Origin of the sequence: Mesorhizobium sp. NBSH29, assembly GCF_015500055.1 — a bacterium.
Lineage (GTDB): Bacteria > Pseudomonadota > Alphaproteobacteria > Rhizobiales > Rhizobiaceae > Neomesorhizobium.
Genome location: NZ_CP045492.1, coordinates 1,370,961 through 1,392,669, shown reverse-complemented (window position 1 = coordinate 1,392,669; position 21,709 = coordinate 1,370,961). Strand labels below are relative to the sequence as shown.

Sequence of the window (21,709 nt, the reverse complement as noted above, 5' to 3'; positions counted from 1 at the left end):
TCAGGCCTCGTGCTCAACGCGGCTGTCGGCTGGCGCCTGCGCCCGCTCGGTCTGGCTATAATCGCGCACCACACGAGCGATGCGTAGCCGATAATCGGAGAAAACTCCACCTCGCCCGGCTTTCTGCGCCTGGCGGTGGTCTTGTGTGTTGCGCCAGGCTGCGACGGCTTCCTCATCACGCCAGAAAGAGAGAGACAGAACCCTCTCGGGGTCGGACAGGCTTTGGAACCGTTCAATGGACAAAAAGCCGTCCATCCCTTCGAGGACAGGCCGCAGATCGGCAGCGATTCCAAGATAGGCATCACGTCGGCCAGGTGCCGGCGTTGCTTCAAACAGGACGGCGATCATGGTTTTGGTTCCTCTGCTGAATGCGCATGCGGACCTGAGGCCAGCTTGAGAAATATCCGGTCCTCTTTCAGGATGAACCTTTCGCGCTTGGCAAATGCGTAGTTCTCCTGCCCGAGCGGGTGGGAGGCCAGCTTTGCCCGATAGGATTCGTACGCGGCCAGGTTCTCGACCGTGTAGACGCCGTATGCAGTCGTGGCAGAACCTTCATGTGGCGCGAAGTAACCGAAGAGCTCTGCCCCGCAAGCGGGGATCGCCTGACCCCAGTTGCGCGCATAGTGCTCGAACGCAGCGCGGCGGAACGGGTCGATCTGATAGCGGATGAAACAGGTGATGCCCATGGTGTCTCCTTGTTTGCCGTGGTGATAAACAGTTCGACTGCTGTCGAAGTTTTGGGATTGGCGGCGGGATATACTCACCGCCAGAATGGCTTGCGGCATTCCCGCTCGACCTGGTCGCGGGTAAGGCCGATATCGTCTAGGAGATGGTCTTCCAATTCATACACACAGGCACGCTGTTTGTGCCGGTTCCACCAGCCGGTAAGTGTGCTCGCCACGCGCAACACAGCCTTCAGCGCAACCCGTGTCTGCGATAGTACCGGCGAACAGGGATCGGCAGTGCCATCTTTGTCTCCTTGATCTGGCACCAGAATAATGTCATTTTCGCAGGAATACTTCGATGGAGATCGAACCATGAGAGAAGGTCCTGACATCGCCCGGATAGCCAGTCTCGTTGGCGACCCGGCGCGTGCCAATATGCTGACGGCGCTGATGGGAGGTGGTGCGCTGACGGCCAGCGAACTGGCACTCGAGGCAGGGGTGACGGTGCAAACCGCGAGTTCCCATCTGTCCAAGTTGATGGAGGGCGGCTTGTTGTCGCTCGCCGCTGAGGGACGCCACCGCTATTATGGGTTATCCGGCCCGCAGATCGCGGCGATGCTTGAAGCCATCATGGGCGTTGCAGCCACGGTCGGTCCCAGACGCGTACGACCAGGCCCGCGCGACGCATCAATGCGCGAGGCACGGGTCTGCTACGATCACCTTGCTGGCCATCACGCGGTGGCAATGCTGGATGGTTTTCTGACTAGGAATGTTCTGGTGCGGGATGGAAATGACATCACGATTGGAGCCGAGGGCGAACACTTCTTTGAAGCCGTAGGCATCGATCCCCTGGCTGCGCAAAAAGGGCGGCGGCCGATGTGCCGGTCCTGCCTCGACTGGTCTGTGCGTCGTGCACATCTGGCTGGAACCTTGGGAGCAGCCATTTACGACAAGATACTTGCCGAACGGTGGGCCAGACGGGATGCGCACAGCCGCGCCGTAATCTTCTCGCCCAAGGGGATGCAGACTTTCACGAAAATCTTCCTGCACGCATGAAAAAGCCGGCCACGACGGCCGGCTTTTTCATTATGTAGGCAATAGCTATTCAGCTGCAGCCAGATTGACCGAGCTTTCGGCCAGAACCGTCAGCTTCTTGTCGGTGGCTTTTTCCTCGTCGAGGTTCTTCTTCAGCACCGCCGCGCAGTCATCGCGGCCCAGTTGCTTCGCCCACTCGACAAGCGTGCCGTAGCGGGTCATCTCATAATGTTCCACAGCCTGCGCGGCCGCGATGAGGGCTGCATCCAGCACCTGCTTGTCGTCAATGTCGCCAGCAACTTCATTGGCTTCTTTCAGGATTCCGTCAATGGCAGGGCAGTTGACCGCCTTGGCCTTTTCGCCGTGCATCTCGAAGACCTGCTCAAGGCGGTCGATGTGTCCTTCGGTCTCGCGCAGATGCATCTCGAAGCCGTTTTTAAGTTCCGTGCTGGTCGCCTTCTCGATCATGTCCGGCAGCGCCTTCTTGATCTCTTTCTCTGCATAATAGATATCGCGCAGCGTATGTACGAAAAGGTCGTCAAGAGTTTTAATGTCCTTCGAAAAGAAGCCCATGGTATTCGTCCTTCTGGTTGGTTGGATGCATCGAGGTGTGATGCATGGGTGTTCAATCCCCCTTGGCTCCCCAACGCAGGTGGCGATCAAGACGTTCCTTACAAACTTAGTCTGTGGAAAAAAATGCGGTTGCGGACGACGCTCGCGGTATCTGTGGCTGAAATATCACAACCGTGAGGCGTAGTGCTGTGGTCGAACTTAAACCCCGAATCAGCCGGATTTCCGCCATGATTACAGTCACTTTTGGCGAAATCTTAACATCGCGTTCACGGAGTATTCACTCCTGTCGCGTAGGGTCACCCCAACTCCGACGAGAAAGCTCGACGGCCAGGGATCAAGACAATGGCATACTGGAATCTCATTTCACGCTACAGCGTCGCGCTTCGCGAATTCGTTGCACCCACCTATCGTCCCGAGCGCCATTATATGCGTGGACCTGGCCCTGCCTTTGCCCGCCGAAACGGGGGCGCGTTTGACACGCCCGCCACGTTTCGCTGACACACCGCGTTCGCCGCGCAGAGCGCCGCGCTCAAAGCCTATCGCCGCAAGCACGGTCACCCGTCACACGGCTTGAGCACAACCGGTTCGTCCGCGTTTGTGCCAATGGTCCTGCACTTTCCCCCGCCGCAAATCTGCCAGCCTGACACTGTCGCCCCCGAAGCCGCCAGCACGAGCTGGTTTTGGATCGGCACAGCGGGCCGATAAGTCCACCACCCGTCAACTAGAATTGCGTCAGGCGCAGGCTCCATGCCTGCGCCTGAACCCTTTACGCGGGCTGTGATGATTTGCAGCCCGGCCGGCTTCAGTTTCCAGTCTTCCTCCCAGCGGGTTTTCTCCACCGAATGGGTCCAGGATAGCGTGAAGACTGTCGTTGCCATGAAGGCAATCTTGCCCGCGGCCAGGATACAGAGGCCGCTCACGTCATGCGGCCCGGACAGCCTTGCGCGAGCGCCACCAGTGCAAACCAATGCACAACGCTGCAAGCGCAAAGCCCGCCTCATCCGTGGTCGGTAGCGCCATTACCAACAGGAGGCCTGCCGCAAGGGCCATCAGCCGCTCCCAAACTGCCATACGAGCAAACAGGAACCCAACCGCTGCGGCGCCCCACAACACGATGCCCAGACATGCCTTGAGCAGGATATAGGCAACCTCGACCGGGTATCCGTAAGCAGCAGCGACCGGTCCGGCATCCTGAAGCATCAAGGCCGGAGTGTAGACAGCCATGAAGGGTACAACGAAGCCTGCAACGGCTAATTTCGACGCTTGAATGCCGATTTTTAGACCGGACTCCTTAGCAATCGGTGCTGCCGCGAAAGCAGCCAGCGCAACCGGTGGCGTCAAGTCTGCCATGATGCCGAAATAGAAAACAAACATATGGCTGACAATGAGAGGCACGCCGAGTTCCAGCAGCGCCGGCCCCGCCAGCGACGAGGTGATGATGTAGTTGGGGATGGTCGGGATGCCCATGCCAAGAACCAGGCAGGTGAGCATGGTCAGCACCAGCGACAGGAATAGCTGGTCCTTGCCGATGGAGATGATGAAGCCAATGAAGGTGGAGGCGATACCGGTCAGCGTCAGCGTACCAATGACAATACCGACTATGGCGCAGGCGATGCCCACAGGCAGTGCGTTACGTGCGCCTTCGGCCAGCGATTCGATGCAGATTCGGATAGTTTCCCGCCCGCCTTTGAACGTGGCGCAAGCAATAAGCAAAGCAAGGATGACGAGGCTCAGAATATCGACCCCATATTTCATGAAAGACGCGGCACCCAGGCCGATCGCCAGCCAGAAAACAAGGCGGAAAGCCAGCGGCCCGATGAGTGCCGCCAGCGGCGTTCCGAGGATGAGAACTACGGTGAGGGCAAGACCCATGGTGCCCGCGAAAATAGGTGTATACCCGGCAAACAGGAGATATACGAGCGCCGCAAGCGGCAGAAGCAGCGGCCAATGCAGGCGCACGGCTGCCCAGGGGTTGGGGAGCGAAGCCTTGTCCAACCCGCCAAGACCGGCTTTGCCGGACTCCAGATGGACCTGCCAGAAGCACGCACCGAAATAGAGCATTGCCGGGATGATAGCCGCCTTGACGATATCGGCGTAGGGGACGTTAAGGGTTTCGGCCATGATGAACGCCACAGCGCCCATGACCGGGGGCATTATCTGGCCACCCATCGACGCGGTCGCTTCCACAGCGCCGGCAAAGGCAGGACGAAAGCCAAAGCGCTTCATCAGCGGGATGGTGAACTGGCCACTGGCTACCACATTGGCAACACCCGATCCCGAAATCGTACCCATCAAAGCCGAAGACAGCACCGACACCTGCGCCGGCCCGCCACGCCAGGAGCCGACGAGGCCGAGCGCAAAATCGTTAAACAGCGCAATCATGCCCGCCTTTTCGAGGAACGTGGCAAAAACTACGAAAATGAAGATGTAGGCCGCCGAGACGTAGATCGGCGTGCCGTATATCCCCTCGGTGCCGAAGGCGAAGTTTTCGATGATCTGCTCGAAATCATACCCACGATGGATAAAGGGAGCCGGCAGATAATTGCCGAAAAAGCAATAAAGCAGGAAAATACCGGCAATTAGCGCCAGTGGTAGACCCATGATTCGGCGCGACGCCTCAAACACCAAAGCAATGAGAAGTGTGCCTATCACCAGGTCGGTCCGAGTGAGGAAGCCGGTGCGCTGGATGATGTCCACATAGAACACCCAATTGTAGACGCCGGTGAGGAAGCCCAAAAAACCAAGGCCCCAGAACCAGCTTCTTGCCAGCGGGGAAACCGCGCGCAGATTAGCGATCAGTCCAAACCCGAGCAAAAGCAGGAAGCCGACATGCATGGAGCGCACGACCTGGCTAGGCAGTGCCCCATAGGCGGCTGTGTAAAGCTGAAACAGCGAGAATACGACGGCAATGCTAAACGCGACCTTGCCGGCGATGCCCAGGCCAAAGCCGGGTGGCAGACCTTCATGCGGCACTTCGACAGGCGCGGCAGATGTCATGACAGCAGGTTCGCTCATTGGTTCGTTCCAGTACGACAATGTTGCGGGAGTATTGCCGCTCCAGCTGGTTGGGCAGTGCCAGAAATCCGGCCGCTTTCTGAAGCGACCGGATTCTAGTTGTGTAACCGTTCGCCAGAGCGAGAGGCGAGCCTATTTCAGGATGCCCGCTTCCTTGTAGTAACGCTCGGCGCCAGGATGTAGCGGGATCGGCATGCCGACCAGCGCCTTTGCTGGATCGATAGCCTTTGCAGCCGCATGCGCAGCTGAAAGCTGCGGCAGGTTTTCGAACAGAAGCTTGGTCATCTGATAGGCGGTCTCGTCGGAAACGTCCGAGTGCGAGACGAGGAAATTGCCAACTGCAGCCGTAGGCACATCTTCAGTCTGGCCGTCATAAGTGCCAGCAGGGATCGTCACCGACAGGAAAGGCGCACCGATCTTTTCGACGTCGCTCGCTGGCACGGCCACCACATTGATCTTCAGCGAGGTCGCCAGATCGCGGATAGAGGCAACGCCAAGACCTGCCGACTGAAGCGTGGCATCCAGCTGGCGGTTCTTAATGAGCTCGACCGATTCGGCGAACGGCAGATATTCGACCTTGCCCAGATCCTCATACTTCATGCCGGCCGCCTCGAAAATGGCGCGTGCATTCAGCTCGGTGCCGGAAGCAGGAGCGCCAACTGACAGGCTCTTGCCCTTCAAGTCCGCCAGCGTCTTGATGCCCGATTCGGCGTTGGCGACAATCTGGATGTAGTTTGGGTAAATAGCAGCTATGCCACGAAGCTTGTCTAGCTTGCCGGGATAGCCGGCTTCCTTATTGCCTTCTGCAGCCAGCTTTACGGAATCACCCAGCGCGAAGGCGATCTCGCCCTTGCCCTGCTGCAACAGATTGAGGTTCTCGACCGAAGCCTTGGTAGCCTGCACCTGGGTACGCGCGCCCTCGATACCCTTGCCGTAGATTTCCGAAAGTCCAACTCCCAGCGGGTAATAGACTCCGGACGTGCCGCCGGTCAAAACGTTGATGAATTCCTGTGCCTTGACGGGAACCGCCGTCAACGACAGCGCCAGTGCACCAAACACAAGCATTTTGGGTCTAAATGTCATTCGTCTTTCCTCCTATAGATAACACGAGCAGTCAGACATGCCGACCGCCTCGCAGCCCAGTTTAAGGATTGCCACGCGAATGCCAATGCGCAATTGGGATGGGATGGGATGGTTTATGACTCACGCAGCCCATGGGACGAATAGAAAACCCAACTCGAGCGGAGGAATTGTCTGATATGCCAAAACCCCTTGGATGCGGCATTGCCACCGCCATGGACAATTTTGACAGCCGGAAGATGGATCACTTTGGTGCACTCTGACGCGCGAAGTGACAGGTCGAAATCCTCGAAGTAAAGAAAATAGCGCGGGTCGAAGCCGCGCAATTTTTCAAACAAATTGCCGCGAAAAAACATGAAGCAGCCACTAACGATAGGGGCTGCAAATGGCTTTTCGGCATCGGTTTCCCGTCTCATCTCATAGCGGGACAGGCGCGCCTCAAAGAGTTTGCGAAGCCATAGTGGCGCAAAGCCACGGATGAGCAGATCAAAGGGTTCCGGGAACCGCTTGGCCAGATATTGACGCCGTCCATCCGGCCAGGTGGCCTGCGGCGAGATGAGGCCGCAATCAGGCGTAGCGCTCATGTAGGCCATGGCCTCGGCAAGAGCACTCTTGTCCATCTCAACATCAGGATTGAGCACCAGATGATAGGTGCCGGTGCGCCCCAGAACCTGATTATTGGCCGCGCCAAAGCCGATATTGCCATGCCCGGCGATGATTTCGACCTCGCATCCTGAAAGTGCAGCCGGCAGACCCTTGGCCAGCGCGTCAGGTGGCGAATTGTCGATGATAAAGAGCTTTGCAGTGAGGTGAGGGATGGCACTCAGGGCGCTGACAAGTGCGGTACAGGTGGCGTGGACTTCAGCAATGTCGGGCCGGAACGTGACGATGCAGATTGTAATATCCCATCCATCCATTGCCTTCCGGGACAGCGCTTTAGTTTTTGCCACGATATTTCCCCATGCGGTTCAAAATTCCGTCATAGAGGCCGGACGCCATCATACGCAGGCGCGTTATGCGCGGCGGTACCAGCACAGTGTAGAACCCTGCATAGTAAACCAGCCTCAACATCAAAGCCGCGCGATATTGCCAGGAAATAAAGTCGCGCCGGCAGAGCCAGAGCGTATTGCGCACATTGTAATACTGGCGAAGCGGGCTGTGAACCGGAATGCTTTTGGTTCCCAGTCGGATTGCGGAATCTCCAAGTGCGTGACGCATGCTGGCCGTGCAAACGCCGTAGGACTTCAGTCCAATGGACTGTGCCCGCAGACCCCATTCGATGTCGACGTAATCAATGAACAGATCATCCGCCATCGGGCCCACTGTATCCAGCGCCGACATCGTGATGAGACAACCTGACGCGATCAGAAAATCGACTTCCACCAAGTCGCCGGCGCATGGCTGCCGTTTGAAATGGAGATACTTCAACCGGACAAACGGTTTCGCGTTGGCGTGCCTATCATCCTGATAGTTGGGGCCAACACATGCCACGCTGACACCGGTGGTTTCCAGTGACTGCAGAGCAGCCAGCAGCTTCACTACCATGTCGGCTTCGGGGATGCTGTCCTGGTCAAGCAGCAGCACGTGCGTTGCGCCAAGGCTCCTTGCTCGAGCGATGCCTTCATTTTGCGCCCGCGCTATGCCGAGGTTATCGCCGAGCGTGATGATTTCGATCTTCTCAGACGCGGCGGTATCAGCCCGCACCTGCATCCCGTTGTCGACAATGAGCAGGCGATCGACCTGATTGACGACGGCTTCGACAAGTTGCCTCAAAACCTCCACATCAGGTCTATAGCTGACGATCACACCGACAATGGACGGCTGGCCTGTAAGTGGTTTCATCAATTGTTGGAGTTCGCGTGACGGTTATGTCTGATGGCTAGCATATTGATCCACACCGGGAAACAGGCTAGGTGCACGCCGTCAGAAAGCGCGCAAATGTAAGCATCGGTGCGTGCGACGAAGGGGCGGGCAATGAAGGGCATTATACTTGCAGGCGGAAGCGGTACGCGCCTCTACCCCTTGACCATTGCGGTCTCGAAACAGATTCTCCCTATCTACGACAAGCCAATGATCTATTACCCGCTTAGTGTTCTTATGCTGGCGGGAATCCAGGAAATCTTGATCATCTCGACGCCCCACGACTTGCCTGTGTTCAGGAACTTGCTCGGTGACGGCAGCGAATTCGGCGTCAATTTCTCCTATGCCGAACAACCGCAACCCAACGGTCTTGCCGAAGCCTTTATCATCGGTCGAGATTTCATCGGCAATGACAGCGTCGCAATGATATTGGGCGACAACATTTATTTCGGCGACGGCCTCTCGCGCATGTGCCGCGAGGCGGTTGCACGTCCAAGCGGGGCTTCAGTGTTTGCATATCATGTTGAAGACCCGCAGCGTTATGGCGTGGTGGAGTTCGACCGCAAGACGCAACGGGTGCTCTCTATCGAGGAAAAGCCCGAACAGCCCAAATCGAGCTGGGCAGTGACCGGACTTTATTTCTATGACAACAGCGTTGTCGATATCGCCTCCAAAGTGAAGCCTTCTTCGCGTGGAGAACTTGAGATCACCGCCGTGAACAACGCCTATCTGGAGCGTGGCGACCTACATGTACAGTTGCTGGGCCGCGGGTATGCCTGGCTCGACACCGGCACGCATGACAGTCTGCACGAAGCCTCGTCCTTTGTTCGCACCATCGAACACCGGCAGGGTATCAAAATCGCTTGCCCGGAAGAGATTGGCCTTGAGAATGGCTGGGTGGGCGTTGACCGCGTTCGGGCGCGCGCCGACAAGATGGGCAAGACAGAGTATGCGGCGTACTTGCGCCGCCGAGCAGCTGAGTTTAGCCAACAATGATTGACGTTCGCTCCCTCGGTCTTGACGGCGTGGTCGAAATCACGCCGAAGAAATTTGGCGACGATCGCGGCTTCTTTTCCGAGACATATAATGCGCAGACGATGACCGCGAGTGGCATCGACCTGACTTTTGTGCAGGACAATCATTCGCTGTCGGCGTCCAAGGGCGTGGTACGCGGGCTACACTACCAATTGCCGCCGTTTGCACAGGACAAGCTAGTGCGCGTGATCCGTGGCTCCATCCTCGACGTCGCTGTGGACATCCGCCGTGGCTCGGCTACCTTCGGAAAATGGGTTTCGCTCGAAGTTTCGGCTTCCAAGTGGAACCAGATTCTGGTGCCAAAGGGATTCGCCCATGGTTTCATGACGCTCGAAGACGATACTGAGGTCATCTATAAGGTGACCGGCTACTATTCAGCCGCCCATGACCGCGGCATTCGCTTTGACGACCCCGGCATCGGCATCGAATGGCCTGAAATGCAAAATGGGGTTCAACTGTCCGACAAGGACCAGAAGGCACCGAGCCTGGCTGACGCTGAAGTTTTCCCTGAGGGATATCAATGAACATTCTCGTAACTGGTGGTGCCGGGTTCATCGGATCGGCGGTCTGTCGCCATCTGGTTAGCAACCCAGACATCAACGTCGTCAACGTCGATAAACTGACTTATGCTGGCAATCTGGAATCGCTGTCGCGCATTCAGAACTTTCCTAATTACCGGTTCATTCAGGCCGACATATGCGACGACAAGGCGATCCTGACTATCCTGCGCGACGAAAACATCGATGCGGTAATGCATCTCGCCGCTGAAAGCCATGTCGATCGCTCGATCGATGGGCCCGCGGAGTTTATCGAGACCAACATTATCGGCACTTTCCGCATGCTCAACGCAACACTTACTTATTGGCGAGGGCTGGAAGAGCCACGCAAATCCGGGTTCCGGTTCCATCATGTCTCTACCGATGAAGTGTTCGGAGACCTGCCCTTCGATAGCGGGATATTCACTGAGGAAACGCCCTACAAGCCGTCTTCGCCCTATTCGGCCTCGAAGGCTGCATCCGATCATCTTGTCCGCGCCTGGCACGAGACCTATGGCCTTCCGGTAGTGCTGTCTAACTGCTCTAACAATTACGGACCGTTCCATTTCCCCGAAAAGCTGATCCCTTTGGTTATTCTCAATGCGATGCATGAGCGCGAGCTGCCGGTGTTTGGCAATGGCGGCAACGTGCGCGACTGGCTCTATGTCGAGGACCATGCTCGCGCTTTGGCGTTGGTGATGACCAAGGGCGCGCTTGGCGAAAGCTACAATATTGGCGGTCGGGCGGAGCGCACCAATCTGTTCGTGGTGGAGACCATTTGCGACCTGTTGGACAGGAAACGCCCTCGTGCGGGTGGCAGATCCTATCGCGACCTGATCAAATTTGTCACCGATCGGCCTGGCCATGACCGCCGCTATGCGATTGATCCGAGCAAGATTGAGCGAGAGCTCGGATGGGCGTCGGAAGAAACGTTTGAAAGCGGGCTGGGCAAAACCGTCGACTGGTACCTTGAGAACGAATGGTGGTGGCGCCCGATCCGTGAAAAATCCTATTCGGGCGAGCGGCTCGGCACCAACGCGACGTCTGCGGCTGAGTGATGCGCATTCTGGTGGCAGGCCAATGCGGCCAGGTGGCAACCGCGCTTTCGAAGCTGACCGCCAGCGATATTGCCATCGTCTGCGCTGGCAGGCCCGAACTTGATATTCGCGACCTGACCACCATCCGTCAGGCGATCTCCCGCGAAAAGCCAGACGTCTTGGTGAATGCAGCTGCTTACACGGCAGTGGACAAAGCAGAGACCGACATTGACACCGCTTTTGCCATCAACGCCGACGGCGCAGGCAATGTCGCAAAGGCAGCTTTTGAAGCGGGTCTGCCGGTCATTCACATTTCTACCGACTATGTCTTCCCGGGTGACAATTCATCTCCTTATGTCGAAACCGATCCGGTAGCGCCAACAGGCGTCTACGGACGCTCAAAGCTCGCGGGCGAAGCGGCCGTTCTTGCCGCCAACGCCCATAGCGCAATCTTACGCACCGCGTGGGTGTACTCCCCTTGGGGCGGCAACTTCCTGAAGACCATGTTGCGGCTGGCTGAAACGCGAGACGCGGTCAATGTCGTGGCTGATCAGTATGGCAACCCGACCTATGCACCAGATATCGCAGAGGGCATCGTTGCCGCGGTGCAGGGATTGTTGGCCGATGCCGATGGCACACGCGGCGTTTTCCACATGACGGCGCTCGGCGAAGCCACATGGGCTGATTTCGCTGAAGCGATTTTCACCGCTTCGCGCGAATTTGGCGGACCCAGCGCAGATGTGGGGCGGATTACTACGGCAGAGTACTCAACTCCTGCGCAACGACCGGCCAATTCCCGTCTCGACAGCACCCTGTTCAGACAAACGTTCGGCTATACGCTGCCAGACTGGCGCGAGCGCGTCCCAGCCTGCATAGCTGCACTCATGGTATAAAATAGCATTGGAAACGTCGCAGCGGTTGGCCCCTGTTGTGCCCAGACCGAATGTGATACCGCTCCTGTTTTCCGAGGCAACAGGCTAATTAGGCAATCAACGCTGCCCGTCACCAAATCTGGATACAGAAACAGTTACTATGACCACCGATAGTACCAAGAAAATCACCGGTTGGGCCGATGTCCGCGACGCCTCTGCCAATTTCCAACTTGCTGCGCTGTTGGGCTGGCAGGATGTGGCGCAGCGTTATCGCCGCTCAAGCCTTGGCGCCTTCTGGCTGACTATCAACATGAGCGTGCTGATCGCCGCGCTTGGCCTAGTTTTTGGAACCATCTTCAAAACGCCTATGTCGGAGTTTTTGCCGTTCATTTGCGTCGGCCTGATTGTGTGGACGTATTATTCATCAGTGATCAACGAAGGCTGCACAACATTTGTGAGCAGCAGCGACACGATGCTCCAGCTTCCAATACCGTTTTTCACTTACATCTTGCGGACATGGTGGCGAAACACCGTGATATCGGCACACAACATCATCATCTTGCCCGTTGTCCTCCTTATTTTCGGGAAGTTTTTTTCCGTCAGCGCGCTGCTGGCGATCCCAGGTTTCATGCTCACTTCGATCAATCTTCTTTGGATGATGGTTATCCTGGCCGTGCTTTGCACCCGTTATCGGGACCTGACCCAGATTGTCCAAAATATTATGCAGGTCGGGATGTATGTCACGCCTATCATGTGGCAACCGAGCCAGATGCAAGGTCAGGGAAACGCCTCACTGATGCTTGATCTCAACCCGTTTTATCACCTTGTCAGCATTATCCGAGAGCCACTGCTTGGTGGCACCGGCTCAATGCTGAATTGGGGTGCCGCTGCCGGAATGGCAATCATTGGCTGGATTCTGGCGCTTCTCCTTCTTAACAAATACCGTTCGCGTGTGACTTACTGGCTATGAATATTCAAACCGCTCCTGCTCAGGCCCAAGCCAAGGCTTCGATGAAGCTCAACAACGTCACGGTCGATTTCCCGATCTACAATGCTAAAAGCCGATCACTGAAGAACCAGATGATCAGCATGGCAACGGGCGGCACGATCAGTGCAAACCCCGAGGGTGTCGTTGTCATCCGCGGCCTCGACAATGTCAGTTTCGACATCAAGGAAGGCGAGCGCGTAGGGCTCGTTGGCCACAACGGATCTGGTAAGACCACATTGCTGCGTGTCATGAGCGGGGTCTACCATCCTTCGGGTGGCAGCTTCTATGCGAGAGGCAAGACGACCTCGCTGATCAACATTTCACTTGGAATTGACCCTGAAGCGACCGGGCGCGAAAACATCGGCATCCGTGGTGCGCTTCTAGGTTTCAGAAAGAAGGAACTAGCTGCACGGCAGGTGGAAATCGAGGAGTTTTCGGAGCTGGGAAGTTTCCTCGACATGCCGGTCCGGACTTATTCGTCAGGCATGCAGTTGAGGCTGGCTTTTTCCATTTCGACCGTCATCCAGCCCGAAATCCTGATCATGGACGAGTGGCTTGCCACCGGCGACGAAGGCTTCAAGGACAAAGCAAACGCACATCTGAAACAACTCGTGGACAAAACCAAGATCCTCATTGTGGCCAGTCATTCTCGCGACCTCCTAGAGCGCAACTGCACACGGATCATCTGGCTCGAACATGGCAAGGTGCGCATGGATGCCGATCCGGAGACGGTGACCGATGCCTATTTCGGAAAGCATACCGAATAGGCTGGGTTCGGCGCGATTCGCGTCTGTGATAGGTTTAACGTTAACCACAAATGCGGGGATTCTCCGACTAGGGCGGGAATTTCTTTAAACCAACGCCAATGCCGAATCAGGACGACACTGCCGACCGATCTATCCTTGCGTCCTTCTGGACAGGCATGACCATTGCATTAGCAATTGCAGCGGCAGGCGCAGTGACACTCGTAACCCGCGATCTAAACAGCCGCATGGGTCGCGCTGGTCAACAGGCGCTGGTGCTGTCGACATCACTTGCCGAACACACGACGCAAACTTTTGCGATGCTGGACGCACTTAGTCTCGCGGTGATGGAGGACCTAAATAATCCTATCGTGGCAAAGGTCATGCTGCCGGAGGTGCTCGAGCGGCGAAGTGCAGCTGAAACGGCTGCTAAGGGGATCGCAGTGGTCGGCGCGGATGGAATAGTCGTCTTTTCAAGCACGAATAGGCTTGCAGCGGGTTCTGACTTATCGCAGCGCGAAACATACACCTCTATCAGAGACAGCCATTCGCAGAGTACCCACGTGAGCCGTCCCTATCGATCTCAGGGGATCACCAGGGCGGACACCCAAGATGCGTGGTCGATGGATTTTAGCCGCCGGATAGAGGACGCAAACGGTGACTTTGCGGGTGTCATTCTAATCGTACTCGATGAACCAGCAATATACGGCTTCTACGCGAAACTTGACGTTGAAGATGGCACGGTAATCGGCATGGCCGGCGAGGACGATATTATCCGGGCATCCAATTTCTTGAACGCTATCGGTCGGGATATTCCATCCAGCGTCTCGAGGCTCGTTGCGGCTGGTGAGCACATCAAGGTCGGCAATGCCTCTGATACAGGCCTTGAATATATTTTTGGTCACAGCCGTTCAACTGTGGTGCCGCTATTCACCTATGTCGGCATTCCGACCGCGCCACTTTACAGCGCGTGGCGGCTTTACGCTGCTCTCGTCACCACTGCTTTGGCTGCGCTTTCAGCCGCTCTCCTCGCTGTTGGAACAATCCTATCCAAGTACGTGACAAGCCGTTCGGAATTACTTGCCAGTGAACTCGAGGCCGCCTCGGAGAGGCAGGAACGCAAATTTCTGGAAGCTATTCTCGAGACTGGGGGAGCACTTGTTGCGGTCGCAGACCCGCAAGGCCAACTCGTCGTTGCAAATCCTGCTTTTCGTGCAATTTTGTGTGAAGGGCCGAAGGAAGGAAATCCTCGCACGTTGAAGTTAGAGCAGGCGCTCGGGCGTCCATTGCAAGACATCATGGCATCTTTGCCATTTCAAACTGCTGCCAATATTACAGACGGGACGGGACGACGGCGCGAACTATCTTGGACCGTCAGCGGATTGCGTTCTGACAGCGGAGAAATCCGAAACCTCGTTGCAATTGGCTTCGACAACACCGAGCAGCGCGAGGCTGAATTGGCAATTTACCAATCTGGAAAACTGATAACGCTCGGCGAAATGGCAACCGGATTGGCCCATGAAATTAACCAACCGCTTGGCGCTATTGGCCTTGCGGTTGACCATTTCCAGACCCGTCTTTCCGCGCGAAGAGCAAACCCTGAGTTTATGCGCGACACTCTCGCACTCATCGGGCGGCACGTAGAGCGAGCCAATCGAATTGTTAGCCATATGCGGGTCTTCGGTCACCGCAGTGACGGGACGCCAGAGAGGCTGGATCCAGCCGTTCTGATCGAGGGCGTGCTTACACTCGCTGAAGCTCAGCTAGAGCATGAAAACATTGCGCTTGAGCGCAATTTCAACGAGAACACAATCAGCGTACTCGCGGTTGGAGTGTTTACAGAGCAGATCCTGCTCAACCTGCTCTTCAACGCTAGAGACTCTATCCTGGCGAAGCGCATCTTTGACCCGGCAGGTTGGCCGGCTTTGATAAAATTCGATGTCTCAGCATCCAATAAGGGTAAAGCTGTGGAAATAAGTATAGAAGACAACGGCGTCGGGCTTGAACCTGAAATAAGAGAGCGGCTGTTTGAGCCATTCTTTACGACGAAGGCTCCTGGACAGGGTACAGGTCTCGGTCTGTCGCTAAGCTATGGAATGGCACGCCAAATGGGCGGTTCTATTAAGGCAGAGGACACTGGAAACGGCGCGCGTTTTACGCTGACTCTGCCATGCGGCGCCTTCTCAAAGGTGCCTGTTGACACCTCAGGATGACAAGATGTTAGCAAACCGGCCCCTTTCGTCTAAACATCCCACGGTACTTTTGGTGGACGACGAGCCAGATCTTCTTGCGCTAACATCTGCCATCCTGCACGACGTTGGGTATTCCACCCTGACAGCTGATAGTGCGGTCAAAGCGTTGAGCTTGCTTCGTGGGCAACCTTCAATTGAGATTGTCATTAGCGATATTAAGATGCCCGAGATGGATGGACTCGCTTTTCTTTCGTCGATAAGGGCGGATTTTGGTGATCGTTCGTGGCTACAAGTGCTGTTTGTAACGGGTCATGCATCGATTGAGACGGCTATCGCAGCACTCCGTCTCGACGCCGTCGATTTTTTACATAAGCCGCTTCGGTCGTCAGATCTGTTAGCCACGGTTGAGCGCGTTTCGACGAAGGCGCGAAAGGCGAGGGAAGCTCTGCAGGTGCTAGAGTCAAGCCACATTCAGCTCGGTCTTCTCAGCGAAGAGGCACAGCGAATTACAGCAATGCTTGAGGCGCTATCCTCTGGCCAGGCAAAGCTCAGCCCGATACGAGCTGATCATTCTCTCCATGCCAACAATTTGGACGAGACCGGATCGACCGAGCGCCTTTTAAGCTTAATCCGCACGCGTGACATCAGAGTGAGGTTCTTCGACGATCCCCTCTTTGCTGACCCTGTATGGCATATGTTGCTCGACTTGATGGAAAGCCGCCTTTTAGCACGCCCCGTTTATGCTACAAATCTCTACGTAGCGGCCGGGGTGCCTATGTCCACCGCTTCGCGGCGGTTGGATGATCTTATTCAAGCCGGGTTTGTAAAACGGTGGGACGACCCGAGCGACCGTAGACGTCAACTTGTGGATCTGACACCGCGCGCCGCAGATTTGTTGACCAAATATCTGTCCGCGCTTGACTTAAGGCTCCTTTAAAGACCGTTCGCCACATTGTTCATTTTGCCCCAACATGGGTATAATTTCTTCTTACTTTTCAAGCCCTTGGTTCGCTCCACCTCTATATATCTATACTTCTTCCCATTATGATAATTAATGCGAATGACTTTGCCAGAAGATTTTGCGAACAGTAATCGCGTTGGTTAGCGCTTTGCACTGACGCAAAATTGGTTCGAAAGCACTATGCATTTGCTCTCACGGCCAATCCATAGTGGTGCACCACGCAGGTATCCATGCTGCAAATTGGTGCGGCGGAGAGGTTTGTTTAGGCTGCGCGCCTGATCGTTCTCCCAAATAGCTAGGGCACTTGCCCTGAACGATGGCGATGCCGTCCCGCTCAACCGCGTAGCCCCCTCCGCTGCGGTTGGTTCTGGGACGGTGTCGCCTGCTTCCAGGCGGGCGCCTTATTTCTAGGGTTGCACACTTTTCAAGTTGTACACTTTTCAAAGAGTGTCCTGTGATCTTGGTGTGCTCTCTCGCGGCTTTCTAGAGGCCTGCAATATTTGATCGCAGCTTAAACGAGCTCAACAGAAGCCCAAGGTGATTATGACAACAAAACTCTATAAGTTCACTGCAATTGCAGGATCCATCTGGATGGCTATGGCTTTTCCAGCCTATGCCGACCGCAAACCAACGCTTGAAGAACGCCGCATAATCGAGGCTAAACTTGTTGGGCTGGGCTATACAAGCTGGGACGAGATCGAGTTCGATTACCGCCGAAATGCTTGGGAAATCGACGATGCGCTTGCGGTCGATGGGCGGGAGTATGACCTACGGCTGGCTCCCCATTCTTACGACGTAATTTCGCGCAAGATGGATGATTGAACACAGATCGCGCCTCCATCCATGCATTCGGAGGCGTAACTGAAACTATACCCAAAAAAATGCTTCCAAATTGGAAGTACTTTTCGATCCATTCGCCGGCTTTCGCGCAAACGGTAGTTTCGATCACTAAGATGCTCCCAGATCTGGGGCTTTATTTAATGATCCCATCTATGCGCCATGTTTTATAGATCTCACGGCAGAGTTCCAGGAACATTATGAATCAGATCCCAACGTGGAGCGCATTGGTCACAGACCCTAATTTAGATGGGTTTGAGACACGCAGTTCCAAACGCAAGAAACCAGCGATGTTGATGCTCCCTCTATGGGCTGCAATGGTATTCGGCTGCGCTTATTTCTGGATCCTGACGACTGCCGGTATTCATAGTTTTTACCAATACACTGGCTGATCGCTTCTACAGCTACCAGTGCGGCGGCTTGGCGGCCTCATGGCTGGGGGTTGACGCTTCTTCCAGAGCGGCGAACCGTTCGGCCAGGACCGAAACCGTTTTTTGCATCCGCTCCATCCGCTTCCACTGCTCGGCAATTTCAGAAGACAGTTCCTCAATGGTGTGATCCTGTTCGGCGACGCGCATTTCAAGCGCGACCAGTCGATCCTCGGAAATAGTCACGTTTCAATCTCCTTATGCGCCAGCAAAATCCGGACTTACGGGCTGTGGCCGTCTCCATTCATGGCGGAAAAGTCCCGTTTCATGGCGCACCGACGAGGTGCGAACCCGCGCCACCCTCATGCCAGCATGGACCGTGTCGGGAAAGGCCAGTTCGGAAGAATAACGGCAACCCGTTTAATCACCAGCCGATGTGGCCCCTTGCATGCGAACGTTTTTTTTCGACCAGCCATCGGTGATCATTTCACGCCTGGCGATAGATCGGAACGTACGGTTATCGTTGCGATGGCTCGGCGCTGTACGATTTTGCGAGCAGTTGCGGCTTTGGAAATTGACAAGTCATGCAGGCTTTGTCGAGAGTTGCCATCGTGCGTCGGATAGGCAAGGCCCGGGCAGCATGCTAGAAAATTTGACCTTACGATAAAATCCCAGTGGAGAGGCACGGCTCGCATATGGCGGAAACTGCGATCGAACTGATCGGCATCAACAAAAGCTTCGGTGCGGTTCGAGCAAACCGGGATATCGATCTGGAAATTCAGCGCGGCACCATCCACGGCATTGTCGGGGAAAATGGCGCAGGCAAGTCAACGTTGATGTCCATCCTCTACGGATTCTACCAGGCTGACAGCGGCGAAATCCGCATTGGCGGCGATCGCAAGACGATCAAGACGCCTAATGATGCAATCGCAGTCGGCATAGGCATGGTGCATCAGCACTTCATGCTGGTCGAGAATTTTACGGTTCTGGAAAATGTGATCCTTGGTGCCGAAAGTGAGGCACTTCTCAAAAAATCGATCGCCAAGGCGCGTTCTGAACTGGAGCGGCTGGAACGGGAATACGGGCTCGAGGTCAATCCCGATGCCATTGTGGAAGAACTGCCGGTGGGACTGCAGCAGCGCGTCGAAATTTTGAAGGCGCTCTACCGAGGTGCGGAAATTCTGATCCTGGACGAACCGACCGGCGTTTTGACACCGCCGGAGGCCGACCATCTGTTTCGCATTCTAGAGCAGTTGAAGGATCAGGGAAAAACCATTGTTCTGATCACCCACAAGTTGCGCGAGATCATGGCGATCACCGACAATGTCTCCGTCATGCGGCAGGGTACCATCGTGGCCACCCGCGCAACGTCAAAAACCACTGTAGAGGAACTGGCGGAGTTGATGGTGGGCCGGCGCGTGCTGCTGCAGGTGGACAAAGGCGAAGCAACGGCAAACGAGGTAAAGCTTGAGGTGCGAAACCTGACAGTCAAGGATTCGCGCGGCGTCACCATGGTCGACGACGTCTCCTTTGATGTTCGTGGCGGCGAGATCGTGGGCATTGCAGGCGTTGCGGGGAACGGCCAATCGGAGCTGATCGAAACTATCGCGGGTGTGCGTCGGGCAAAATCAGGCAAAGTCATGTTGGATGGCACTCCGATTGACGTGACCGGGATCGTCGACCCCGGGGAATTGCGTGAACGCGGCCTTGCCCACGTTCCCGAAGACCGCCACCATGTCGGCTTGGTGCTGGCGTTTGAGGAAAGCGAGAACTCGATCCTGGGCTATCATGACGACCCGAAGTATCTGAAAGGGCCGTTTCTCAATATTGATGCGATCCTGGAGAGCGCTCGTGAAAAGATTGAGAAATATGATATCCGCCCCGCAAATCCGCGCCTGAAGACGGCGAATTTTTCAGGCGGTAACCAGCAGAAGATCGTTCTAGCGCGCGAGATGGAGCAGGACCCGGGCGTACTAATCGTCGGCCAGCCGACCCGCGGGGTCGATGTCGGGGCCATTGAATTTATCCACAAGCAGCTGATCGCAATGCGCGATGCGGGCAAGGCGGTGCTACTGGTCTCAGTCGAGCTTGACGAGATCCGGGCGCTATCGGACCGGATTCTGGTGATGTTCGACGGGCGAATTGTCGGCGAGCGAGACCCGGAGACCGGCGAAGGTGAACTTGGCCTTCTGATGGCTGGTGTGGAACAGAAGGAAGCCGCGGAATGAGCACTCCGGCGCTTATCGTGATCGATGTACAGAAGGCCATCGATGATCCCAAATGGGGTCGGCGCGGCCAGCCGGAAATGGAAGCTCGGATCAGCGAATTGCTTGCCGCCTGGCGCGAGCGCGCCTTGCCGGTGATCCATGTGCGTCACGATTCATCCGATCCGTCTTCACCCTATCGACCAGGATCAGATGGCAACGAATTCAAACCCGAGGTTGCGCCGCTGCCCGGCGAGCCGGTTGTCGACAAGCGCGTCCACAGCGCCTTTATCGGCACCGACCTGATGGACGTGCTGGACGAACTGCAGGTCAGCAATCTTGTGGTTGCCGGCGTGCTGCTTGAAAACTCGGTTGAAGCAACAGTCAGGATGGCCGGCAATCTTGGCTTCGATGTGGTGATCCCAGAAGATGCGGTGGCCAGTATTGACCGAACCGACAAGAATGGACGGCACTGGCCGGCTGAAGATGTCCATGCGCTGACGCTTGCCATTCTGGAGGGCGAATATGCGCGCACCTCTACAGCGCGCGCCGTGATCGAGGCCCTTCCATGAGCACGCCCTATGCCAAATTGCCCGGTTGGGCTGATTATGGGCTGATCCCTATTGTCAATCTCTTCGTGGCATTTGCCGTTGCGGGGCTGGTGGTACTGCTGGTTGGCGAAAACCCGTTTCGAGCTGCCGTTATTCTGGTAGACGGCGCATTCGGTAGCGGACAGGCCATCGCCTATACGCTCTACTATGCCACCAATTTCATGTTCACCGGCTTGGCAGTAGCCGTGGCATTCCATGCCGGGCTTTTCAATATTGGGGGCGAGGGACAGGCCTATGTCGCTGGTCTCGGGGTGGCGCTCGTTGCCCTGACATTTGACAGCATACTGCCCTGGTGGCTGACATTTCCGCTGGCAATCATGGGTGCTGCGGCACTTGGAGCACTGTGGGCGCTGATCCCGGCCTATCTGCAGGCCAAGCGCGGCTCGCACATAGTCATCACCACCATCATGTTTAATTTCATCGCCGCGTCGCTGATGGTCTATCTATTGGTCGATGTTCTGAAGCCTGCAGGCTCGATGGCACCGCAGACGCGGGATTTTCTAACCGGCGGGCAGTTGCCAAAACTCAATTTCATGCTCGAAGCGCTCGGAATGTCGGTGCGCTCGGCACCCTTCAATATTTCATTCCTTTTGGCCCTGGTGATGGCGTTTTTCGTTTGGGTTCTCATCTGGCGCACCAAACTCGGTTATGAAATCCGCACTTTCGGTTTCAGCCCTAAAGCCGCGCGCTATGCCGGTATCTCTGAAACGCGCATTATTCTCGTCACCATGATGATCTCGGGTGCACTGGCCGGCATGATGGCGCTCAACCCGATCATGGGCGACCAGCACCATATGACGCTAGATTTTGTCGCCGGCGCCGGCTTTGTCGGCATCGCCGTTGCGCTGATGGGGCGCTCGCATCCGGCCGGCATAGTGCCTGCCGCGATCCTGTTTGGACTGCTCTATCAGGGCGGCGCGGAACTGGCCTTTGAGATGCCCAATATCAGCCGCGATATGATCGTCATCATTCAGGGCCTGGTTATCCTGTTTGCCGGTGCGCTGGAGCATATGTTCCGACCGACCATACAGGCAGTGCTTGCCTCGATCAGCCCACGCTCGATGGGGATTCCGGTGGCCAAGGGCGAGAGTGCCTGA

At 56.1% G+C, this 21,709-nt stretch carries 24 protein-coding genes; 14 read left to right on the top strand and 10 right to left on the bottom strand.

Features of this window, described 5'->3' with window-relative positions; genetic code table 11:
• The 3 genes from GA830_RS06905 to GA830_RS06895 all read right to left on the bottom strand — a co-directional run bounded on the left by GA830_RS06905 (position 1) and on the right by GA830_RS06895 (position 1,039).
• Positions 1–348: an antibiotic biosynthesis monooxygenase family protein gene (locus GA830_RS06905; protein ID WP_195164319.1), complete on the bottom strand. Its 348-nt coding sequence runs from the start codon at positions 346–348 to the stop codon at positions 1–3.
• Entirely contained in the window at positions 345–686 is a 342-nt protein-coding gene (locus GA830_RS06900; RefSeq protein WP_195164823.1) for an NIPSNAP family protein, read from the bottom strand. The genes GA830_RS06905 and GA830_RS06900 overlap by 4 nt, the downstream gene beginning before the upstream one ends.
• A gap of 74 nt (positions 687–760) precedes the next feature.
• Complete coding sequence (locus GA830_RS06895) at positions 761–1,039, bottom strand: DUF1127 domain-containing protein (protein WP_195164318.1); 279 nt, start codon at positions 1,037–1,039, stop codon at positions 761–763.
• Between GA830_RS06895 and GA830_RS06890 the strand changes: the two genes are divergently transcribed.
• Complete coding sequence (locus GA830_RS06890) at positions 1,038–1,721, top strand: ArsR/SmtB family transcription factor (RefSeq protein WP_195164317.1); 684 nt, start codon at positions 1,038–1,040, stop codon at positions 1,719–1,721. The genes GA830_RS06895 and GA830_RS06890 overlap by 2 nt on opposite strands.
• 45 nt (positions 1,722–1,766) lie before the next feature.
• On the opposite strand, the gene GA830_RS06885 is transcribed toward GA830_RS06890, so the two are convergent.
• Positions 1,767–2,273: a YciE/YciF ferroxidase family protein gene (locus tag GA830_RS06885; protein ID WP_195164316.1), complete on the bottom strand. Its 507-nt coding sequence runs from the start codon at positions 2,271–2,273 to the stop codon at positions 1,767–1,769.
• Between the two features lie 342 nt (positions 2,274–2,615).
• Here GA830_RS06885 and GA830_RS19840 point away from each other — a divergent pair, with 342 nt between their 5' ends.
• A complete protein-coding gene (locus GA830_RS19840) occupies positions 2,616–2,771 on the top strand; it encodes a hypothetical protein (protein WP_210330853.1) in 156 nt (51 codons plus the stop codon).
• Positions 2,772–2,827: 56 nt separating this feature from the next.
• Here the strand turns inward: GA830_RS19840 and GA830_RS06880 are convergent, their stop codons facing one another.
• The 5 genes from GA830_RS06880 to GA830_RS06860 all read right to left on the bottom strand — a co-directional run bounded on the left by GA830_RS06880 (position 2,828) and on the right by GA830_RS06860 (position 8,210).
• Positions 2,828–3,151: a DUF1850 domain-containing protein gene (locus GA830_RS06880; RefSeq protein ID WP_258045651.1), complete on the bottom strand. Its 324-nt coding sequence runs from the start codon at positions 3,149–3,151 to the stop codon at positions 2,828–2,830.
• 43 nt (positions 3,152–3,194) lie between these two features.
• Positions 3,195–5,288, bottom strand: coding sequence for a TRAP transporter permease (locus GA830_RS06875; protein ID WP_195164314.1), 2,094 nt, complete (start codon positions 5,286–5,288; stop codon positions 3,195–3,197).
• A 132-nt stretch (positions 5,289–5,420) separates the two neighbouring features.
• Positions 5,421–6,353 (bottom strand): TAXI family TRAP transporter solute-binding subunit, encoded by a 933-nt coding sequence (locus tag GA830_RS06870; protein WP_374939309.1) that lies wholly within the window; start codon positions 6,351–6,353, stop codon positions 5,421–5,423.
• A gap of 131 nt (positions 6,354–6,484) precedes the next feature.
• Positions 6,485–7,318, bottom strand: a complete 834-nt coding sequence (locus tag GA830_RS06865) for a glycosyltransferase (protein ID WP_258045583.1) — start codon at positions 7,316–7,318, stop codon at positions 6,485–6,487.
• Positions 7,305–8,210, bottom strand: coding sequence for a glycosyltransferase family 2 protein (locus GA830_RS06860; protein ID WP_195164312.1), 906 nt, complete (start codon positions 8,208–8,210; stop codon positions 7,305–7,307). Before GA830_RS06860 ends, GA830_RS06865 begins: the two co-directional genes overlap by 14 nt.
• Positions 8,211–8,342: 132 nt before the next feature.
• Between GA830_RS06860 and rfbA the strand changes: the two genes are divergently transcribed.
• The 9 genes from rfbA (at position 8,343) to GA830_RS06815 (ending at position 17,414) form a co-directional block, all read left to right on the top strand.
• On the top strand, positions 8,343–9,224 hold the full coding sequence (rfbA, locus tag GA830_RS06855) for a glucose-1-phosphate thymidylyltransferase RfbA (RefSeq protein ID WP_195164311.1): 882 nt from the start codon (positions 8,343–8,345) through the stop codon (positions 9,222–9,224).
• Positions 9,221–9,787 (top strand): dTDP-4-dehydrorhamnose 3,5-epimerase, encoded by a 567-nt coding sequence (rfbC, locus tag GA830_RS06850; RefSeq protein WP_195164310.1) that lies wholly within the window; start codon positions 9,221–9,223, stop codon positions 9,785–9,787. Before rfbA ends, rfbC begins: the two co-directional genes overlap by 4 nt.
• Positions 9,784–10,857: a dTDP-glucose 4,6-dehydratase gene (gene rfbB, locus GA830_RS06845; protein ID WP_195164309.1), complete on the top strand. Its 1,074-nt coding sequence runs from the start codon at positions 9,784–9,786 to the stop codon at positions 10,855–10,857. The genes rfbC and rfbB overlap by 4 nt, the downstream gene beginning before the upstream one ends.
• Complete coding sequence (gene rfbD, locus GA830_RS06840) at positions 10,857–11,729, top strand: dTDP-4-dehydrorhamnose reductase (RefSeq protein WP_195164308.1); 873 nt, start codon at positions 10,857–10,859, stop codon at positions 11,727–11,729. Before rfbB ends, rfbD begins: the two co-directional genes overlap by 1 nt.
• 220 nt (positions 11,730–11,949) lie before the next feature.
• The gene (locus GA830_RS06835; protein ID WP_258045582.1) at positions 11,950–12,678 is read left to right on the top strand and encodes an ABC transporter permease; all 729 of its coding nucleotides are present in this window, start codon (positions 11,950–11,952) and stop codon (positions 12,676–12,678) included.
• A complete protein-coding gene (locus GA830_RS06830) occupies positions 12,675–13,463 on the top strand; it encodes an ABC transporter ATP-binding protein (RefSeq protein WP_195164306.1) in 789 nt (262 codons plus the stop codon). Before GA830_RS06835 ends, GA830_RS06830 begins: the two co-directional genes overlap by 4 nt.
• Positions 13,464–13,618: 155 nt before the next feature.
• A complete protein-coding gene (locus GA830_RS06825; RefSeq protein ID WP_195164305.1) occupies positions 13,619–15,652 on the top strand; it encodes an ATP-binding protein in 2,034 nt (677 codons plus the stop codon).
• 52 nt (positions 15,653–15,704) lie between these two features.
• Positions 15,705–16,568, top strand: a complete 864-nt coding sequence (locus tag GA830_RS06820; protein WP_195164304.1) for a response regulator — start codon at positions 15,705–15,707, stop codon at positions 16,566–16,568.
• A gap of 615 nt (positions 16,569–17,183) precedes the next feature.
• A complete protein-coding gene (locus GA830_RS06815) occupies positions 17,184–17,414 on the top strand; it encodes a PepSY domain-containing protein (protein ID WP_195164303.1) in 231 nt (76 codons plus the stop codon).
• Positions 17,415–17,833: 419 nt separating this feature from the next.
• Here GA830_RS06815 and GA830_RS06810 read toward each other — a convergent pair whose 3' ends face one another.
• Positions 17,834–18,043 (bottom strand): SlyX family protein, encoded by a 210-nt coding sequence (locus GA830_RS06810; protein WP_195164302.1) that lies wholly within the window; start codon positions 18,041–18,043, stop codon positions 17,834–17,836.
• Positions 18,044–18,492: 449 nt separating this feature from the next.
• Between GA830_RS06810 and GA830_RS06805 the strand changes: the two genes are divergently transcribed.
• From GA830_RS06805 to GA830_RS06795, 3 genes are read left to right on the top strand one after another with little or no spacing between them, the layout of a single operon-like run.
• Positions 18,493–20,025 carry an ABC transporter ATP-binding protein gene (locus GA830_RS06805; protein WP_195164301.1) on the top strand — a complete coding sequence of 511 codons (1,533 nt, stop codon included), beginning with the start codon at positions 18,493–18,495 and terminating at the stop codon, positions 20,023–20,025.
• On the top strand, positions 20,022–20,573 hold the full coding sequence (locus tag GA830_RS06800; RefSeq protein ID WP_195164300.1) for a cysteine hydrolase family protein: 552 nt from the start codon (positions 20,022–20,024) through the stop codon (positions 20,571–20,573). The genes GA830_RS06805 and GA830_RS06800 overlap by 4 nt, the downstream gene beginning before the upstream one ends.
• Positions 20,570–21,709, top strand: coding sequence for an ABC transporter permease (locus tag GA830_RS06795; RefSeq protein ID WP_195164299.1), 1,140 nt, complete (start codon positions 20,570–20,572; stop codon positions 21,707–21,709). The genes GA830_RS06800 and GA830_RS06795 overlap by 4 nt, the downstream gene beginning before the upstream one ends.

Bases quoted from the DNA above. Each gene is read 5' to 3' on its own strand.
- GA830_RS06905 (WP_195164319.1), bottom strand. From the start codon at position 348: ATGATCGCCGTCCTGTTTGAAGCAACGCCGGCACCTGGCCGACGTGAT.
- GA830_RS06900 (WP_195164823.1), bottom strand. From the start codon at position 686: ATGGGCATCACCTGTTTCATCCGCTATCAGATCGACCCGTTCCGCCGC.
- GA830_RS06890 (WP_195164317.1), top strand. From the start codon at position 1,038: ATGAGAGAAGGTCCTGACATCGCCCGGATAGCCAGTCTCGTTGGCGAC.
- GA830_RS06895 (WP_195164318.1), bottom strand. From the start codon at position 1,039: ATGGTTCGATCTCCATCGAAGTATTCCTGCGAAAATGACATTATTCTG.
- GA830_RS06885 (WP_195164316.1), bottom strand. From the start codon at position 2,273: ATGGGCTTCTTTTCGAAGGACATTAAAACTCTTGACGACCTTTTCGTA.
- GA830_RS19840 (WP_210330853.1), top strand. From the start codon at position 2,616: ATGGCATACTGGAATCTCATTTCACGCTACAGCGTCGCGCTTCGCGAA.
- GA830_RS06880 (WP_258045651.1), bottom strand. From the start codon at position 3,151: ATGGCAACGACAGTCTTCACGCTATCCTGGACCCATTCGGTGGAGAAA.
- GA830_RS06875 (WP_195164314.1), bottom strand. From the start codon at position 5,288: ATGAGCGAACCTGCTGTCATGACATCTGCCGCGCCTGTCGAAGTGCCG.
- GA830_RS06870 (WP_374939309.1), bottom strand. From the start codon at position 6,353: ATGCTTGTGTTTGGTGCACTGGCGCTGTCGTTGACGGCGGTTCCCGTC.
- GA830_RS06860 (WP_195164312.1), bottom strand. From the start codon at position 8,210: ATGAAACCACTTACAGGCCAGCCGTCCATTGTCGGTGTGATCGTCAGC.
- rfbA (WP_195164311.1), top strand. From the start codon at position 8,343: ATGAAGGGCATTATACTTGCAGGCGGAAGCGGTACGCGCCTCTACCCC.
- rfbC (WP_195164310.1), top strand. From the start codon at position 9,221: ATGATTGACGTTCGCTCCCTCGGTCTTGACGGCGTGGTCGAAATCACG.
- rfbB (WP_195164309.1), top strand. From the start codon at position 9,784: ATGAACATTCTCGTAACTGGTGGTGCCGGGTTCATCGGATCGGCGGTC.
- rfbD (WP_195164308.1), top strand. From the start codon at position 10,857: ATGCGCATTCTGGTGGCAGGCCAATGCGGCCAGGTGGCAACCGCGCTT.
- GA830_RS06830 (WP_195164306.1), top strand. From the start codon at position 12,675: ATGAATATTCAAACCGCTCCTGCTCAGGCCCAAGCCAAGGCTTCGATG.
- GA830_RS06825 (WP_195164305.1), top strand. From the start codon at position 13,619: ATGACCATTGCATTAGCAATTGCAGCGGCAGGCGCAGTGACACTCGTA.
- GA830_RS06815 (WP_195164303.1), top strand. From the start codon at position 17,184: ATGGCTATGGCTTTTCCAGCCTATGCCGACCGCAAACCAACGCTTGAA.
- GA830_RS06805 (WP_195164301.1), top strand. From the start codon at position 18,493: ATGGCGGAAACTGCGATCGAACTGATCGGCATCAACAAAAGCTTCGGT.
- GA830_RS06800 (WP_195164300.1), top strand. From the start codon at position 20,022: ATGAGCACTCCGGCGCTTATCGTGATCGATGTACAGAAGGCCATCGAT.
- GA830_RS06795 (WP_195164299.1), top strand. From the start codon at position 20,570: ATGAGCACGCCCTATGCCAAATTGCCCGGTTGGGCTGATTATGGGCTG.